This is a genomic window from Rhizobium sp. CB2179 (genome assembly GCF_057653455.1).
Window position 1 is genome coordinate 516,032 of record NZ_JBYGKR010000003.1, and the last position, 14,094, is coordinate 530,125.

Here is a 14,094-nt window from a genome sequence, read left to right on the forward strand (position 1 = left end):
TCTAGTTTATCCTGAGGCCTGGTCCGATTTCAGGAATTATGCAGTCCGTCAGTTGGCTCCGCTCGGCCCATTGGGAGTTGCCTAACGTGCAAACGGCGCATAAAGCAGATGCATAACCAAATGCCGCGAAGCCTGGACCGATGAACAGAGATTATTATTCCAAACTCGGCGGATTGCCGCCGCAAACCGAGCTGCTTTCCAGCAAGGCCGTCTTCACCACAGCCTATGCGGTTATCCCACGCAGCGTCATGACGGATATTGTCACCAGCGTCCTTCCGCATTGGACGGGGACACGGGCATGGGTTCTCTCCCGGCCGCTCTCCGGCTTCTCCGAGACCTTCTCGCAATATGTCATGGAAGTTCAGCCGGGCGGCGGAAGCGACCGGCCGGAGCCCGACAAGCGGGCGGAAGCGGTCCTGTTCGTCGTCGAAGGCGAGATGACCGTGGAACTCGAAGGCGTCAGCCATGCGCTTCGCGCCGGTTCCTTCGCCTATATTCCGGCGGGTTCGGTCTGGCGCCTGAAAAACGGCGGCTCGACTGCGGCAAAATTCCACTGGATTCGAAAGGCATTTCAGGAGGTCGAGGGGCTGGAGCCGCCGCCGGCGATTGTCACGCATGAGGACCAGCACCCAATCTCGGCAATGCCCGATACCGATGGACGCTGGGGGACGACCCGGTTCATCGATGCGGCCGATGTCCGCTACGACATGCACGTGAATATCGTGACTCTGGAGCCGGGCGCCGTGATCCCCTTCATGGAAACCCATGTCATGGAGCATGGTCTCTATGTGCTGGAGGGCAAAGCCGTCTATCGGCTGAACCAGGATTGGGTCGAGGTCGAGGCCGGCGACTTCATGTGGCTGCGCTCCTTCTGCCCGCAGGCATGTTACGCCGGCGGCCCCGGCCGGTTCCGCTACCTGCTCTACAAAGACGTCAACCGTCACATGACGCTCTGGTAGGAGCTATGGTGAGGGACGATGCAGCTCGAAACTGAACGCCTGATTTTGAGACCCTGGCAACAACAGGATCGCAAGCCCTTCGCTGCGATCAATGCCGAGCCCGACGTCGTCCGATATCTCAATCCTCTGACCGACGAACAGTCGAATGCGATGCTCGACCGCATCGACCTTCACTTCGAGGATCATGGCTGGGGGTTCTGGGCGCTGGAAGAAAAGGCAAGCGGCGCGTTGATCGGCATGTGCGGCCTCGCTAAGGTTTCACCTGCTTTGCCATTTGCTCCGGCAGTCGAAATCGGTTGGCGGCTTTCAGCGTCTCGGCACGGCGCCGGCTATGCGCGCGAGGCCGCGGAACGGTCTCTCGACTTTGCATTCAACGAGCTGAAGCTTGACCGCATCGTCAGCTTCACGGTGCCCGCAAACAGCAATTCCTGGGGTTTGATGAGACGGCTAGGGATGAACCGGATCGGTGAATTCGATCACCCCAATCTGGCCGAGGGGCATCCGTTGCGCCGTCACGTGCTCTATGAACTGCGATCACCAAACGATATTTGAAAGCCGGATCTCAGGGGGGGCCCGGCTGAGTTTCCCAGGAAACTGGAGTGCATGTAGTGAATTGATGCAATCTATAATTGTAAAAGTGGCATAATCTATCTTATGGAACTGAAATATATTGAGCCGCGTTTCGCGCTGCTCGCAATCTCGTTTCATTGGGAACCCCTGTTGGCGTCCGACAGTCAAATTTGCGATAAAAGTTCGAGGACCTTGCCTCGTTGAAGACATTCATCGCGGAGAAGTCGGAACTGTTTTGCTGGGCGCTCGTTAAATCCGCGGCGGGGGAACCAGAGATGACCAGGTCGAAATTTGAATGGCTTGCGCGGGCTGGATATAGCGCCCGAGGCATTGTGTTTTTGCTCGTTGCTGCGCTGGCAGTATTTTCGAGCTTCGGCGGCGGAAAGGCCGATACCAAATCGGCGCTCGACGCTGTCTTGGAACAGCCATTGGGCCGGGTGTGGCTGGGCTTGATAGGGCTCGGGCTACTCGGCTTCGTAGCATGGCGGCTTGCCCAGTCCATCGCGAACGCGGACAACCATGACCACAGTGTGAAAAGCTACCTGATCCGTGCCGCCCTTCTCGGGAGCGCGGTGACGTACTTGGGGTTGGCGATATACGCCTTTCAGGACGCACTTGGCTTTGGATCCGGTGGCGACGGCGGAGAAAAGGGCTTGGCAGCCTGGGTCATGTCGCAACCGTTTGGTCGATTCCTAGCTGGTGCGATTGGTCTCGGGTTTGTCATTGGTGGCGCCGTTACCGCGCTGAAAGGTATCACGAGGCGGTTTGAGCGATATCTCACGCTCGGTCAAAGCCGACCTCTGTTATTGGTTTGCATCTATGGGCTCGTTTCCCGTGGGGTCGTTTTCGTGATCGTCGGCATCTTCTTTTGCTATGCGGCCTTTACCGTCGATCCGGGCCAGGCAGGGAGCATAAGTGATGCCTTGACCTTCGTGAGACAGCTTCCGTTCGGAGCTGTTCTCTACCTCGTCGTGGCTATCGGCTTGGCTGCGTTCGGAATCTATAATTTGGTCGAGGCACGATATCGAACCGTGTCGACCCCAAATCTCTCGCAGGTACGGTCGGAGCTGCCACTATCTCACACCTGAGAAGCATTCGAGAAAAGTCATGTCAACCTTGATGTCCATGACGGCTTTGACTTCGGCGGCGCTGGTGCTCATGCGTCCAACCCGCGCTTCTGCAGCGAGCGCCTGCGCTTTGAATGCCGCTGCCTCGGTTTACGGGTGGTGGGAGTTTTTCATTTAGGGGGAGATCAAACTTGAGTGTCGCGATCACGCGCGAGGATTTCGATAGAAGCAAATTTTTTGCAGGGATCGCACGCGGTATTGCGGGAGCATTGCTTTTCGCGCTGCCCATGTTCATGACCATGGAAATGTGGGAGCTCGGCTTCTACATGGACCGCAGCCGCCTGTTTCTCTTGCTGATCGTCAATATTCCCCTTCTCGTTATTCTCTCGGACCGGATCGGATTTGAGCGGACGTCAACCTGGCGACAAGCGATCCGTGATGCAAGCATTGCCTATGGCCTTGGGGTTCTGGGCAGCGCACTTATCCTCTTCGCCATGGGGGTTCTGAAATACGACCAATCTCCGCACGAGATTATCGGAATGATCGCGATCCAGTCCATACCTGCCAGCATCGGCGCGATGCTAGGTCGGAGCCAGCTCGGCGGACAATCGGACGATGGCGACGATGCCAAGGAAGGCGATAGTGATGACCCAATCCACGAACGGGAAACGAGCTACGCCGGTGAACTATTCCTGATGGCGGTCGGCGCCCAGTTCCTCAACCTCAACGTCGCGCCCACCGAGGAAATGATCTTGCTCTCCTACAAGATGACGCCGTGGCATGCCTTGCTCATGATCGCCGCCTCGCTGGCAGTCATGCATGGGTTCGTTTACGCCCTTTCTTTCAAGGGGAGCCACGATCTCGCCGAGGGTACGCCAAGCTGGCACGCTTTCGTTCGCTTCACCCTGCCGGGCTACGTAATTGCCGGTCTGATCAGTGCCTATTGCCTCTGGACGTTCCATAGAACCGATGACATCGGGTCTACCCAAATCCTTATGGCCGTTGTCGTTCTGAGCTTTCCCGGTGCCATTGGCGCGGCAGCAGCTCGCCTGATCCTGTGAGGCACGATGACAAAAATCTCCAACGGCAAAAATCTGGAAGCAGGCGAACCGCATTGGATTGAATGGGTGACGGGTGTCGTCTCGGCCGTAATTGTCCTTGGCGTGATTGCTTGGATTGGCAAGGATGCATTGGTTGACCGTGACTCTTCGCCGAACCTGGTCGGGGTCGTGCTGCAAACCGAAAAACGCGGCGATGGTTTTCAAGTTCTCTTCGAAATCCGAAACGATTCAAGCGCGACCGCGTCGCAGGTAACCGTCCAGGGCGAGATACGAGAACAAGATTCGGTCCTTGAAAACGTCGAGACCGTCTTGGATTATGTCCCGGGACACTCGAAGGCCAAAGGTGGGCTGATATTCCAGCAAGACCCCGCCGGGAAGACGTTGACGGTCAGAGCGTCCTCATTTGATGAGCCATAGTCGAGTTGGGATTTCTTGCGAGACCAGCGCCTCCCCAACCGTGCCAGGCTGATTAGCTCAACGAAGATCGGATATATGCTTGGGAGACATTTTTATGACCGAGGATGCCACTGACCCGGTTGTCGTACACGAGCTGCAGCTACAGCGAAGCAGCTGGGTGCCAAACAACCCGAAACTGTCAGTTCTAATCTATCGACGTGCGCTTTCAGCCGCAGCAGGCAGCAAGAGTTTCGAAGACCTGTTCGCGAGCAACGGATGGACCGGGATATGGCGGAATGGCATCTTCACCTACGACCATTATCATTCTGGTGCCCATGAGGTGCTTGGTATTGCCAGGGGCACGGCGAAGCTGTTGCTCGGCGGGCCAGAGGGCAAAGAAATCGATGTCGCAGCGGGCGATTGTCTGATCTTGCCAGCCGGGACCGGCCATCGGAACCTTGGGGCGAGTGCGGATTTTTCTGTGGTAGGAGGCTATCCGCCCGGACAGCATGCAGACATACTGACATCAGCTCCGTCTGAAGAGCAACTTTTGACCATTGCCGAACTCTCGATCCCGAGCAGCGACCCTATCGAGGGCGCCGATGGATACTTGGTTCGCGCATGGCGCAGAGATTGATTGAGGTTCATTGGGATGCCTGGTCAAACTGAATATGCGAGGGCGCGCTCCATGCCACTAATCACGCAGCCGCCGTGTAGTCAGCACGCCGCGCGAGACCGTTCGGATAGTCGGCATTCCGACAAGAGCGTCGATTATTCCCGGAGTTCTATTGGTCAGGCCGTTCGTCCAAGGGTGGAAAGTGCGTCCTGAAGTCTGAGCGTCGCCAGAGCCTTGGTTGCCTCGTCCGAAGACCATCCCGCTTCCAGCGCCGCAGACAGAACCAGCGATTCCGTTTGAAGCTCGAGCTTCTCATAAAGCGGCTCGATGGCTTCGCGCGCCGTTACAACGTGCTGGTCCGGTGGGGTGATGGGTGTGGCGGCAACCGTAGGCATGAAATGCTCCTCCTATTGAACGCTAAGGTTCGAAACCCGTTAGGGGCATCCTTGTTCCATTCATATCGCCTTTTCGGTCTTCGAGCGGCGATGCGAAAGATGACGACGCCACATATGGCGAAATTTTCTCCATCGCAGGAACGCGCGAATGATGATCGCCGGCGGGATCTTCTTGTGGTCGCCGACAGTCCCCTGCTTGGTGATAGTTGCGTTCGGGTCGAGCAGAAACGCGACCAACGTACTTGCACTCTGCGCCTCTACTTCGAGCTTGTCACCCGATAAATGCAGCCCCTGCTCGCCTTCGGCGAACGGTCGCGTACCGACGACAACGAAACCGCTAAAGACATAGAAATAGAGGTCTCGGCCATGTTTCTGCGGGAATTCCACCCGTATGCCTGCGTCTAGCCGGATATCAAAGACGTCGATCGCACTGCGGACATAGAAGGGCGCGCCCTCTCCTTCGGGCCCGACCAGGTGTCGCCAGACGTTTGCCGCGGCAGCTGCCATCGGCCCGTGCTGGATCTTCGGCTCCAGATCGACCGCGTAAGGGCGAACGAGGATCTGCAGCATTCGCAAAGGTGGATCGGATGCCAGCGTCTCTTCGGAATGCCAAAAGCTTGCTCCGGCATTCATCACCATCAGATGGTCACGGTCGATAACCAACCGGCCGGCAGCCTTGTCGTCGTGACGCATGACGCCTTCCGGCACCCAGGAAATAATCTCCTCGTTCCTGTGCTCATGCATGGCGATCAGGCGGCCAGGATCGAGGATGGATTCAACGACCATGGCGAGAGGGCCGTGGCCGTGATCAGTCGAATTGGGCTTCAACCACCCCGGCATGTTGAGGTGCGTGACGAAGCCTCCCATATCCCGCACCACGAATGTTCGTTCGCCCTTGAGCAGCATCGCAACCTCCATGCTTGCAAGGCAGTGATGAGCCCGGGCTACGACCGCGTCTGTTGTGATCAAGAACCAGGGCGCGCGTCGTCCCGCTTTACAAATCGATCACGATGTCGCCGTCAGGCTTCGAGCAGCAGATCAGCACATTGCCGTCCGCCGCCGCATCGATGGGGTCCGGGCGGTAGCGGACCCTTCCCTCGACAAGTCCGGTCTCGCAAGTATGACAGACGCCGGTGCGGCACGACCATCGCACTGGCACGTCGCAGGCCTCGGCCAACTCGAGCAAGCTCTGGAATGTCGGCTCCCAGCGCACATTGAGGCCGGTGCGGGCAAACGAGACCAGTGGCCCGGAACCTGCAAGCCCTTTCGGCAAATGTGGTGGCCGGCGCGGCGAGGCAGCTATGCCCGGGGTCATCGCGGGACCCGCGCTGAACATCTCGGTGTGGATCCGGTTCGGCGCGATGCCCAAGGCTGCAAGGCCGGCGCTCAGATCGCTCATGAAGCTCGACGGCCCGCAGACATAGACGTCACAATCGCGCGGCAGGTTGAGCGACTTGAGCGCCTGCGCATTCAAATGGCCGCGAGCGTCGAAATCTATATCGGGCCGATCCTTGGGGTCGGGAGTGCTGTAGCAAACATGGCTGTGGTGGTGAGGAAGCCTCTTAAGCAGCCCGCGCGCCTCCTCGGCAAAGGGATGTTCGCGGCCGTTGCGGGTTCCATATAGCCACCAGACTTCCCGGGACGATGCTTCGGCGGCCAAAACATGAAGCATCGCGAGCACGGGCGTCACCCCGATCCCGGCGCTCAACAGAACAACCGGCGTATCGCCCGGTCGCAACGTGAAACTGCCGCGTGCCGCACTTGCCTGCACGATGTCGCCGACCCGCAATTCCTCGTCGATGTAACCGCTGGCAGCGCCATGGGCTTCCCGCTTGACGCTGACGCGGTAATGCGTGCCGCCGGGCTCGCCCGACAGCGAATAGCTGCGCGTCAGCGCAGGCGCCGAAGCCGGGCCGAACCGCAGCACCACGAACTGCCCGGGGAGTGCTGCGGCAACAGGTTGGCCATCTGCCGGTTCGAGCACGAGGGAAACGACGCTACCGCTTTCGCGCACCTTGCGCGACACACGCAATGGGCGGAATCCGCGCCATGCCGGAGGCGGCCCGGACCCGGCTGCCAGCCCGGCATTCCCTGTCGTCGCGCCCTCCTTTCGCTCCTGCTTGAGCAGCGCCTCGAATGAACCGCGCCATCCTGCGCTTAGTGCCGGGATGCGCAGGGCGCGCTCCAACTGATCGTGAGGGTGACCCGGCATATAAAGTAGCGCGTTGATCTCGAAAACGCTCATGCCCTCCGGTCCGGACCCGACCTTGGTGATCTCGTCGCCGGCCTGCACTTCGCCTTCCTCCAGCACACGGAAATAGAAACCAGGTCGGCCGTGCTTGACCACCAGCGCGGCCATCTCCGGCTCCTCCATGCGTATGCCGAGCCGGTAACAGGTGACGCGCGGTTGCGTCACTTCGAACAGGGCACCGCCGATCCGGTAACGGTCTCCTATGCATACCTCTACGTCCGGCAAGCCATCGACGGTGAAATTCTCGCCGAACTGCCCGTAGACGAAGTCGTCTCGGCGCAAGTGCTCCTGCCAGTACCCATAGGAATCGGTCTGATAGACAAAGACTGCGCGGCGTTCGCCGCCGTGGCCGGCCAGATCGCCTTGTCCATCGCCGTCAACGTTCAGGCGCCGCGCCATGCGCGGGCCGTCGACCGGCGTCTTCCAAATGGCAGTGTTGACGATCTTGCCTTGCCAGTTGATCTCGCGCGGCAGGCCCACATTGACCGAAAGCAAGCGTCCCATGACATTTCTCCCGAATGATGATCACCGCAATTTCGAGATCGACGAAGGACGGCTACAGCGTCAATCTCAGGTCGAGATAGTGTTCGGTCAATGTCGTCAAGGTGAAGGCTCTGTTGAGGCCGCTCGGATTTGGCAACAGCCAGACGTCTGCGCCGGCAAATACCTCAGGCTGCCGACCCCATTCAACATCGGCTCGAAGACTGATCGCCGCGTATGCCGCCTTTCCGAGAAAGGCCAAATTGGCTGGCGCAATCTTTCGTATCTTGTTTTCCAGGACGGGCGCGGCGCTGCGATAGTCCTGCGTCTTGAGCTCGCTTGCGCTTTTCGTAGGACGTGACACCGCGGATGTCAGACCGCAGCCATATTGCAGCAGCTCGCGCTCTTGATCCGCCCGCAGCAGACGCGGTGTAAATCCGGCTAGATGCAAGACCCGCCAAAAACGGTTGCTCGGGTTCGAGAAATTATGGCCGTCGCGAACCGCGGACAGAGCCGGATTCAATCCGCAGAAAACCACGGAAAGGCCAGGAGCGAGGATCTCCGACAATCCGGCTCCCGGTATTGTGGAGGCGTCTGGACTATCGAGATCCGCGGACCTGGCATCATCTTGCATTATGGCACATCGCTCGAATTAAGCCTGTCAAATACACCAACCATGTGTCGATCGGACGATGCTTATCATCTTGCTGAAAATGCCGATGAATGGCCTTAGTGGCAATTTGAAAAATATCGGCGCAATCGATTCTTTGACAGGATCTGCAATGACCATCGAAGCACGTAGTTCGCATCCCATCTACTTCGTCGGCGCTTTCGCCACGGGCGGGCTCCTGACTTTCATGGTGCACCTCAACGGCGAGTTGGCCCGTTATGGCAATCCTCTGTTCTCATCTTGGACCGCACACGGCACAGGCATCATCGCCGCCGTCCTTCTTCTCCTGATGGTCCACCGCCGGCGCACGCCCAGGGTAGAAAAAGCTCCCGATGCACCTTGGTGGGCTTATCTCGGAGGGATATCCGGCGCTGCAACGGTAATTCTGACCTCTACTGCGGTCAACTCACCGCTCGGGCTCTCCGGCACCTTGGCTTTGGGTTTGGCAGGCCAGGTCGCCTTCAGCGTCGCGGCCGACAGTTGGGGACTGTTCGGTCTGCCAAAGCGGCGCCCAGACAGACGAGACATCGTAGCACTCGGCTTGGTCGTCACGGGGGCTGCACTCATTATACTGTTTGGGCGAGGTGCGGCGTGACAATGTTCATTCTCCTGGCGTGCCTGGGCGGTGTGCTCGTCGGCCTCAGTCGTCAGCTCAATGGACGGTTGAGCGTATCGACGACGCCGCTGATCGCATCCTTCTGGAACCATGCGATAGGCTTTGCCGCCCTCACCTGCCTCGGTCTTTTTGTGGGAGGTTTGCTTCCTGCGGGTGCGGCCGAGGCGCCTTGGTATGCCTATCTGGGTGGTCCCATCGGCGTCATCTTCGTGGCGGCGGGCAGCTGGGTCATTGCTCGAATAGGCGCGGTCAATTCGGCTCTGCTGATCATCGGTGGTCAGATGGTGACAGGGGTGGCGTTTGATTATATCAGCGCCGTGCCCGCGTCGTTTTGGGCGAACGCGACCGGAATTGTTCTCATCGTCGGCGGAATGATGGTCAGTCGGGGACGACGCAAAGCCGGCGGCTCGCAATAGCCAAGCGCAGTGCTGCGATTCCGGTGCCATTGCAGCACGAACAATTTTATCGGCCGGTCGCAAGCAGTGGGGATTGATGGACGGCGGAGACATGGCTCCGCGCCGCATTTGCTCTTTCACCCAGCTCCTAGTCGCCTGGCCAGATCAATGAGCATCCTGTCGGCGCCCCTTGCGCCGAACAAGGAAAGCGAACCGCTCCCCGCGCAATTGACAATGGGAAAAGCCAGTTGCGGGCAGCCGCTAAGGCCTGAAAGACACAGAAGCTTGATGCAGGCGGAACGAAATGCGGCAAAGCTTTCCGGTTCTGCGTCGCGCCTTGGCGGGCTCGTGGCCAAGGTCGGAAGAGCGACAACCACATTTTCGCGGAGCAATCGGTCGATCTCCGCGGAAAAAAGTTTGCGGATCCTGCCTGCCTCGCGCACCTCCTCGTCGACCAGGTGAGATCCTGACAGAAGACGCGCCGCAATATCGGGCGCAATGGCTTCAGGGCTCCGCTCGAAGAGTGTTCTGTTGCTTTCCCAGGCTTCCCTTTGCAGGATGGTGATGAACGTCAAAGCAAGATCGGCGAGGCTGAACGAGGCGATAGCATTGGTCATGCGAATAGGCATGCCCGCTGATCGAAGGCGGGCGATCATCTCGTCGGCGACCGCGTCGTCAATGGTTGCGAAGATATCCTTGGGAATGAGAATAGATGATGGTTGGTCATTTACCGCGGGCATGCCGACGGCGCTCATCACCGCGGCCATTGGTTCCAGGCTTCTCGTCATGAAGCCCGGCACGTCGAAGCTTGGCGCCAGCGGACGCAGCGCTCTGTTGTCGAGGCTTCCATGTGTCGGCCGCCAGCCGATGAGGCCGTTGACGGCGGCGGGCAGACGGATGGAGCCGGATGTGTCTGTTCCAAGGCCGATATCGGCGAGACCAGCGGCAACCGCGACGGCCGAGCCCGACGACGATCCGCCGGGAACGAGGTGGGGATCGCGCGGATTGATCGGCATGCCGAAGTGGATGTTGCCGCCGATCAGGGAATAGGCGAGCTCATCCGTATTGGTTTTGCCGACGAAACAGGCGCCGGCATCCAGCAGCGTCTGGACCAGAGGCGCCGTCGATGTCTTGATGCCGGAGGCAGCGAGTACCGCGGCGTTGCCGGCCGCGGTCGGATAGCCGGCAACGTCGAAAAGGTCCTTGACCGCCAGGCGAAGGCCGGAAAGCGGACCGATAGCCGCGCTCCCGACATCCGCATCCAGATAGGGCATGAATGCGTTCCATGGGTCTCGCACTTGCCCCGGCTCCCTAGATCTTAAGGTGTTGCAGGACGTGGTCGCGGCTGTCTGGACCATTGGGGCTTTCGTCTTCGATCGCCCCAAGTTTGAGAATGGCCCAGCGGTCGGCCACCGAAAGGGCAAAATCCAGGTTCTGTTCGACGAGCAGAATGGTCGTGCCACGTTTCTCGCGATCGTCCCTTAATGCTTTGGCGATGTTCTGAACGACGGAGGGTTGCAGGCCTTCGGAGATTTCGTCGATCAGCAGCAGTTTTGGACGCAGCATCAGTGCCCGTGCGAGGATCAGCATTTTCTGCTCCCCGCCCGACAGGGTGCCGGCCTTCTGCGCCAGCCGGTCCTTCAGGAACGGGAAATAGCCATAGACCCGCTCCAGGGCGGATGGCAGATCCAGATCGCCCTTGAGCGCCAGGCGGAGATTGTCGCGGATGGAGAGATCCTGGAACAACGGCAATTCCTGAGGGGCGTAGCCGATGCCGGAAGCGATCAGCTCCGCGGGCTTCCTGTCGGTGATACTAGCACCGTCCACCTCGATCGTGCCCTTGCCGGCACGCAGGAAGCCGAGGATCGTCTTCAGCAGCGTCGTCTTGCCCATGCCGTTCTTGCCCATGAGCGCGAAGATCTCCCCCGGCCGGATGGCGAGCGACACGCCATTGACGACATCGACCGCGCCATATCCGCTCGAGACCTCGCCGAGCTTGAGTTTGAACGTATCAGCCATGGGCGCCTCCTGCGTAGATGGTGCGAACCGTTTCGGAATTGACCACGTCATTCACCGTGCCGTCGAGAACGAGCTTGCCCTGGTGGAGAACCACGATGCGGCTCGATATGTTGCGCACGAAATCCAGATCGTGTTCGACCAGGATGGCGGCGAAACCCATTTCGTCCGTCAGTTTCTTGAGGATGGTTCCGATGGTCATGCGCTCAGTCTTGGTAAGACCCGCAGTCGGCTCGTCGAGAAGAATGATGCGTGGTTCCAGAGCGACGACCATCGCCAGTTCGAGAGCCTGTCTTTGACCATGCGACAGCAGCAAGACCGGCTTGTCCAGCATATCAGCCATGCCGGTGAGCGTCAGGATCTCGGCTGCCGCTGCCGGCAGCATGATCTCGCCAAGCGACCGCATCGCGTTGGGTCTCTCGCGGCTGAAACGCGCCATCTTGAGGCATTCACCGATGGTCATGCTGTCGAAGATGCTGGCAACCTGAAATTTTCGGCCGACGCCGAGGGCGACGATCCGTTCGGGTGCACGACCGGCGATATTTGTACCGATGATGTCTACCTGACCTTCGATCTGCTGGGTACCGTCCGACAGACAACGCATCAGCGTGGTCTTGCCGGCGCCGTTGGGGCCGACCAGGCTGACGAGTTCTCCAGCGCCGATTTCAAGGTCGATGCCCTTGAGGACGGAGAAGCTGCCATAGGACTTGCCGAGACCGCGGATCGACAGAAGGCTTTTGCCCGCCAACGCACCATCCTTGGCGACGATGCGGGTCGGCAAGGACTTTAGAGTGCTGCTGGAGTTCGCCGACTGCAGGAACCGCGTCACCAGGGAAGCGAGGCCGCCCGGCAAAAGGATGATCATGGCGACGAAGAGCGCACCGATGATCAGTTGCCACAGGAAGGGCAGATCGCCCGAAAGACTGGCGCTCAGATAATCGATGCCGATTGCGCCAAACAGCGGTCCGATAATCGTTCCCCGGCCGCCAAGCGCCGTCCAGACGACGAGTTCGGTTCCAAAAACGAAACCGGTGTTTTCAGGAGCGACGACACCGGAAGCGTTGGCAAAAAGGAAGCCCGCCAGGCCGCATACGCCAGCCAGAACGCCCGTCAGGACGATCTTCAGCCGGGCGGGGTTCATGCCCAGATAGGCAACGCGGGCTTCATTGTCGCGGATTGCGACGAGCAGGCGGCCGGCGTCCGACCGGACGAAGACGATGGCAAGAACGGCCAAGACCAGCAGGCACGCGCCTGACAGGCGGAAATAGCCAGGAAGCCCGAGCGGGAGGGTTTCGTAACCGACGAGGCCACTCGAGGAACCAGTCCACGTGCCGCCCGAAAAGACGAGCTGTGTGACGACGATCGGCACCACGAGCGAGATCACGGTGGCATAGAGCGGTGTCGAGCCGTGATAGAACGACAGCCAGCCAACGGCGAGGCCAAGCACGAGTGGAACGAGCACGGCGGCGACAAGCGCGACGACGAAAAGCGCCGGGCTTGCGCCGATATGGGTAAGAACCATGGCGGTGGCATAGGCGCCCACGCCAAAGAACGCCGCCTGCCCGAAAGTGAGGACACCCGTGTAGCCCCAGAGCAAGTCGACGGTGACCGCCAGCATGGCGTAGATCATCGAACGCGTCAGTACGTTGAGGCTGAAGCGGCCGAGAAACATCGGTCCGAAGACGATCAACAGCAGAGCTGTGAGCGCCAGCGCCAGAAGAAGGAAAAGCCGGAGTCTTTGTCTGTCACGCACGGGCAAATCCCTTCGGACGGATGCGCAGTGTGATTGCGCAGAGGACGGCGACGGTGATGCCGCCGAGGATTGGACTGAAATAGATGCTGACAAGCACCTGAGCGGCCCCGAAGATGAGGCAGGCGGCGGCAAGCGCGCCGAAGGAAGAGCCTGCGACCATCACCAGCATGAAGGCGCCCGTCAGCCAGGCGACACCCATATTGGGATCGACGCTGGTCAGCGGCGCGAGCAGCACGCCGGCAAGGGCGGCAAGGCCGGTGCCGATCATGAAGGTCGCCAGCCGCACCTTTTCGGTATCGATACCAAGTCCGCGCGCCAGCGTTTCATTCATGATGACCGCCCGGGCGGAAAGACCAAGCCTTGTCCCATCGAGCAGCAAGGTGAAGCCGAGCCCCAGACCGACAGCCGCGACAATGGCGAAAAGACGGTAGGCCGAGTAGCCGGCGCCAAAGAGATCGAAAGTGCCGGGCAGCAGCGCCGGCGTGAACTGGACATCACGGCCAAACCAGAGCGTGATCAACTGGCCGATGACGATGCCAAGGCCCCAGGTTGCAAGAATGGCATCGAGCGGCCGACGATAGAGAGGCCGCACGATGAACCGTTCGGCAACACCGCCGAGGATCGCTCCGACCAGAAACGCGAAGGGAATGGCAAGCCACGGATTGAGGCCGATCCGGCTTACGACGACAGCGCAGTAGGCCCCGATGGTCAGCCATGCGCCATGGGCGAAATTGATGATCTTCAGCACGCCGAAGATCGCAAGCAGCCCGGCGGCAACGATGAAGAGAATGGCCGCAGTGCTGACAATATCGAGAAAGAGCGTCATTTCTAGAACTCCGATGCTGGAGG

General features: G+C 59.7%; 16 protein-coding genes. 8 read left to right on the plus strand and 8 right to left on the minus strand.

Features of this window, described 5'->3' with window-relative positions; all coding sequences use genetic code 11:
- Positions 1 to 140 precede the first annotated feature (140 nt).
- From AC244Q_RS30900 to AC244Q_RS30925, 6 genes are all read left to right on the plus strand, one after another.
- Positions 141 to 959, plus strand: coding sequence for a bifunctional allantoicase/(S)-ureidoglycine aminohydrolase (locus tag AC244Q_RS30900; RefSeq protein ID WP_012763227.1), 819 nt, complete (start codon positions 141 to 143; stop codon positions 957 to 959).
- A gap of 18 nt (positions 960 to 977) precedes the next feature.
- Positions 978 to 1,511, plus strand: a complete 534-nt coding sequence (locus AC244Q_RS30905; RefSeq protein WP_012763226.1) for a GNAT family N-acetyltransferase — start codon at positions 978 to 980, stop codon at positions 1,509 to 1,511.
- Positions 1,512 to 1,729: 218 nt separating this feature from the next.
- On the plus strand, positions 1,730 to 2,617 hold the full coding sequence (locus AC244Q_RS30910) for a DUF1206 domain-containing protein (protein WP_128407235.1): 888 nt from the start codon (positions 1,730 to 1,732) through the stop codon (positions 2,615 to 2,617).
- Between the two features lie 170 nt (positions 2,618 to 2,787).
- Complete coding sequence (locus AC244Q_RS30915; protein WP_164902340.1) at positions 2,788 to 3,657, plus strand: TIGR02587 family membrane protein; 870 nt, start codon at positions 2,788 to 2,790, stop codon at positions 3,655 to 3,657.
- Positions 3,658 to 3,663: 6 nt separating this feature from the next.
- Entirely contained in the window at positions 3,664 to 4,074 is a 411-nt protein-coding gene (locus AC244Q_RS30920) for a TIGR02588 family protein (RefSeq protein ID WP_003553118.1), read from the plus strand.
- 94 nt (positions 4,075 to 4,168) lie between these two features.
- Positions 4,169 to 4,690, plus strand: a complete 522-nt coding sequence (locus AC244Q_RS30925) for a cupin domain-containing protein (protein ID WP_003553119.1) — start codon at positions 4,169 to 4,171, stop codon at positions 4,688 to 4,690.
- 155 nt (positions 4,691 to 4,845) lie between these two features.
- Here the strand turns inward: AC244Q_RS30925 and AC244Q_RS30930 are convergent, their stop codons facing one another.
- The 4 genes from AC244Q_RS30930 to mug all read right to left on the minus strand — a co-directional run bounded on the left by AC244Q_RS30930 (position 4,846) and on the right by mug (position 8,429).
- Positions 4,846 to 5,064 (minus strand): hypothetical protein, encoded by a 219-nt coding sequence (locus AC244Q_RS30930; RefSeq protein ID WP_003553121.1) that lies wholly within the window; start codon positions 5,062 to 5,064, stop codon positions 4,846 to 4,848.
- A gap of 60 nt (positions 5,065 to 5,124) precedes the next feature.
- On the minus strand, positions 5,125 to 5,970 hold the full coding sequence (locus tag AC244Q_RS30935; RefSeq protein ID WP_128407237.1) for a pirin family protein: 846 nt from the start codon (positions 5,968 to 5,970) through the stop codon (positions 5,125 to 5,127).
- 88 nt (positions 5,971 to 6,058) lie between these two features.
- Positions 6,059 to 7,819: an MOSC and FAD-binding oxidoreductase domain-containing protein gene (locus AC244Q_RS30940; RefSeq protein WP_128407238.1), complete on the minus strand. Its 1,761-nt coding sequence runs from the start codon at positions 7,817 to 7,819 to the stop codon at positions 6,059 to 6,061.
- A gap of 52 nt (positions 7,820 to 7,871) precedes the next feature.
- Positions 7,872 to 8,429, minus strand: coding sequence for a G/U mismatch-specific DNA glycosylase (gene mug / locus AC244Q_RS30945; protein WP_128407239.1), 558 nt, complete (start codon positions 8,427 to 8,429; stop codon positions 7,872 to 7,874).
- Positions 8,430 to 8,577: 148 nt separating this feature from the next.
- Between mug and AC244Q_RS30950 the strand changes: the two genes are divergently transcribed.
- Positions 8,578 to 9,060 carry a DMT family transporter gene (locus tag AC244Q_RS30950; RefSeq protein ID WP_003553127.1) on the plus strand — a complete coding sequence of 161 codons (483 nt, stop codon included), beginning with the start codon at positions 8,578 to 8,580 and terminating at the stop codon, positions 9,058 to 9,060.
- On the plus strand, positions 9,057 to 9,497 hold the full coding sequence (locus AC244Q_RS30955; protein ID WP_041935776.1) for a DMT family transporter: 441 nt from the start codon (positions 9,057 to 9,059) through the stop codon (positions 9,495 to 9,497). The genes AC244Q_RS30950 and AC244Q_RS30955 overlap by 4 nt, the downstream gene beginning before the upstream one ends.
- 116 nt (positions 9,498 to 9,613) lie before the next feature.
- Here AC244Q_RS30955 and AC244Q_RS30960 read toward each other — a convergent pair whose 3' ends face one another.
- Genes AC244Q_RS30960 through AC244Q_RS30975 form a run of 4 tightly spaced genes read right to left on the minus strand, consistent with a single transcriptional unit; the run spans position 9,614 to position 14,071 of the window.
- Positions 9,614 to 10,774: an amidase family protein gene (locus AC244Q_RS30960; RefSeq protein WP_128407240.1), complete on the minus strand. Its 1,161-nt coding sequence runs from the start codon at positions 10,772 to 10,774 to the stop codon at positions 9,614 to 9,616.
- A 13-nt stretch (positions 10,775 to 10,787) separates the two neighbouring features.
- Entirely contained in the window at positions 10,788 to 11,495 is a 708-nt protein-coding gene (locus tag AC244Q_RS30965; protein ID WP_003553132.1) for an ABC transporter ATP-binding protein, read from the minus strand.
- Positions 11,488 to 13,251, minus strand: coding sequence for a branched-chain amino acid ABC transporter ATP-binding protein/permease (locus AC244Q_RS30970; RefSeq protein WP_206641103.1), 1,764 nt, complete (start codon positions 13,249 to 13,251; stop codon positions 11,488 to 11,490). Before AC244Q_RS30970 ends, AC244Q_RS30965 begins: the two co-directional genes overlap by 8 nt.
- Positions 13,238 to 14,071, minus strand: coding sequence for a branched-chain amino acid ABC transporter permease (locus AC244Q_RS30975; protein ID WP_003553135.1), 834 nt, complete (start codon positions 14,069 to 14,071; stop codon positions 13,238 to 13,240). The genes AC244Q_RS30970 and AC244Q_RS30975 overlap by 14 nt, the downstream gene beginning before the upstream one ends.
- Positions 14,072 to 14,094 lie beyond the last annotated feature (23 nt).

Excerpts from the sequence above, each read along its gene's own strand:
- AC244Q_RS30925 (WP_003553119.1), top strand. The coding sequence starts at position 4,169 with ATGACCGAGGATGCCACTGACCCGGTTGTCGTACACGAGCTGCAGCTA.
- AC244Q_RS30930 (WP_003553121.1), bottom strand. The coding sequence starts at position 5,064 with ATGCCTACGGTTGCCGCCACACCCATCACCCCACCGGACCAGCACGTT.
- AC244Q_RS30935 (WP_128407237.1), bottom strand. The coding sequence starts at position 5,970 with ATGCTGCTCAAGGGCGAACGAACATTCGTGGTGCGGGATATGGGAGGC.
- AC244Q_RS30900 (WP_012763227.1), top strand. The coding sequence starts at position 141 with ATGAACAGAGATTATTATTCCAAACTCGGCGGATTGCCGCCGCAAACC.
- AC244Q_RS30950 (WP_003553127.1), top strand. The coding sequence starts at position 8,578 with ATGACCATCGAAGCACGTAGTTCGCATCCCATCTACTTCGTCGGCGCT.
- mug (WP_128407239.1), bottom strand. The coding sequence starts at position 8,429 with ATGCAAGATGATGCCAGGTCCGCGGATCTCGATAGTCCAGACGCCTCC.
- AC244Q_RS30940 (WP_128407238.1), bottom strand. The coding sequence starts at position 7,819 with ATGGGACGCTTGCTTTCGGTCAATGTGGGCCTGCCGCGCGAGATCAAC.
- AC244Q_RS30920 (WP_003553118.1), top strand. The coding sequence starts at position 3,664 with ATGACAAAAATCTCCAACGGCAAAAATCTGGAAGCAGGCGAACCGCAT.
- AC244Q_RS30975 (WP_003553135.1), bottom strand. The coding sequence starts at position 14,071 with ATGACGCTCTTTCTCGATATTGTCAGCACTGCGGCCATTCTCTTCATC.
- AC244Q_RS30965 (WP_003553132.1), bottom strand. The coding sequence starts at position 11,495 with ATGGCTGATACGTTCAAACTCAAGCTCGGCGAGGTCTCGAGCGGATAT.
- AC244Q_RS30905 (WP_012763226.1), top strand. The coding sequence starts at position 978 with ATGCAGCTCGAAACTGAACGCCTGATTTTGAGACCCTGGCAACAACAG.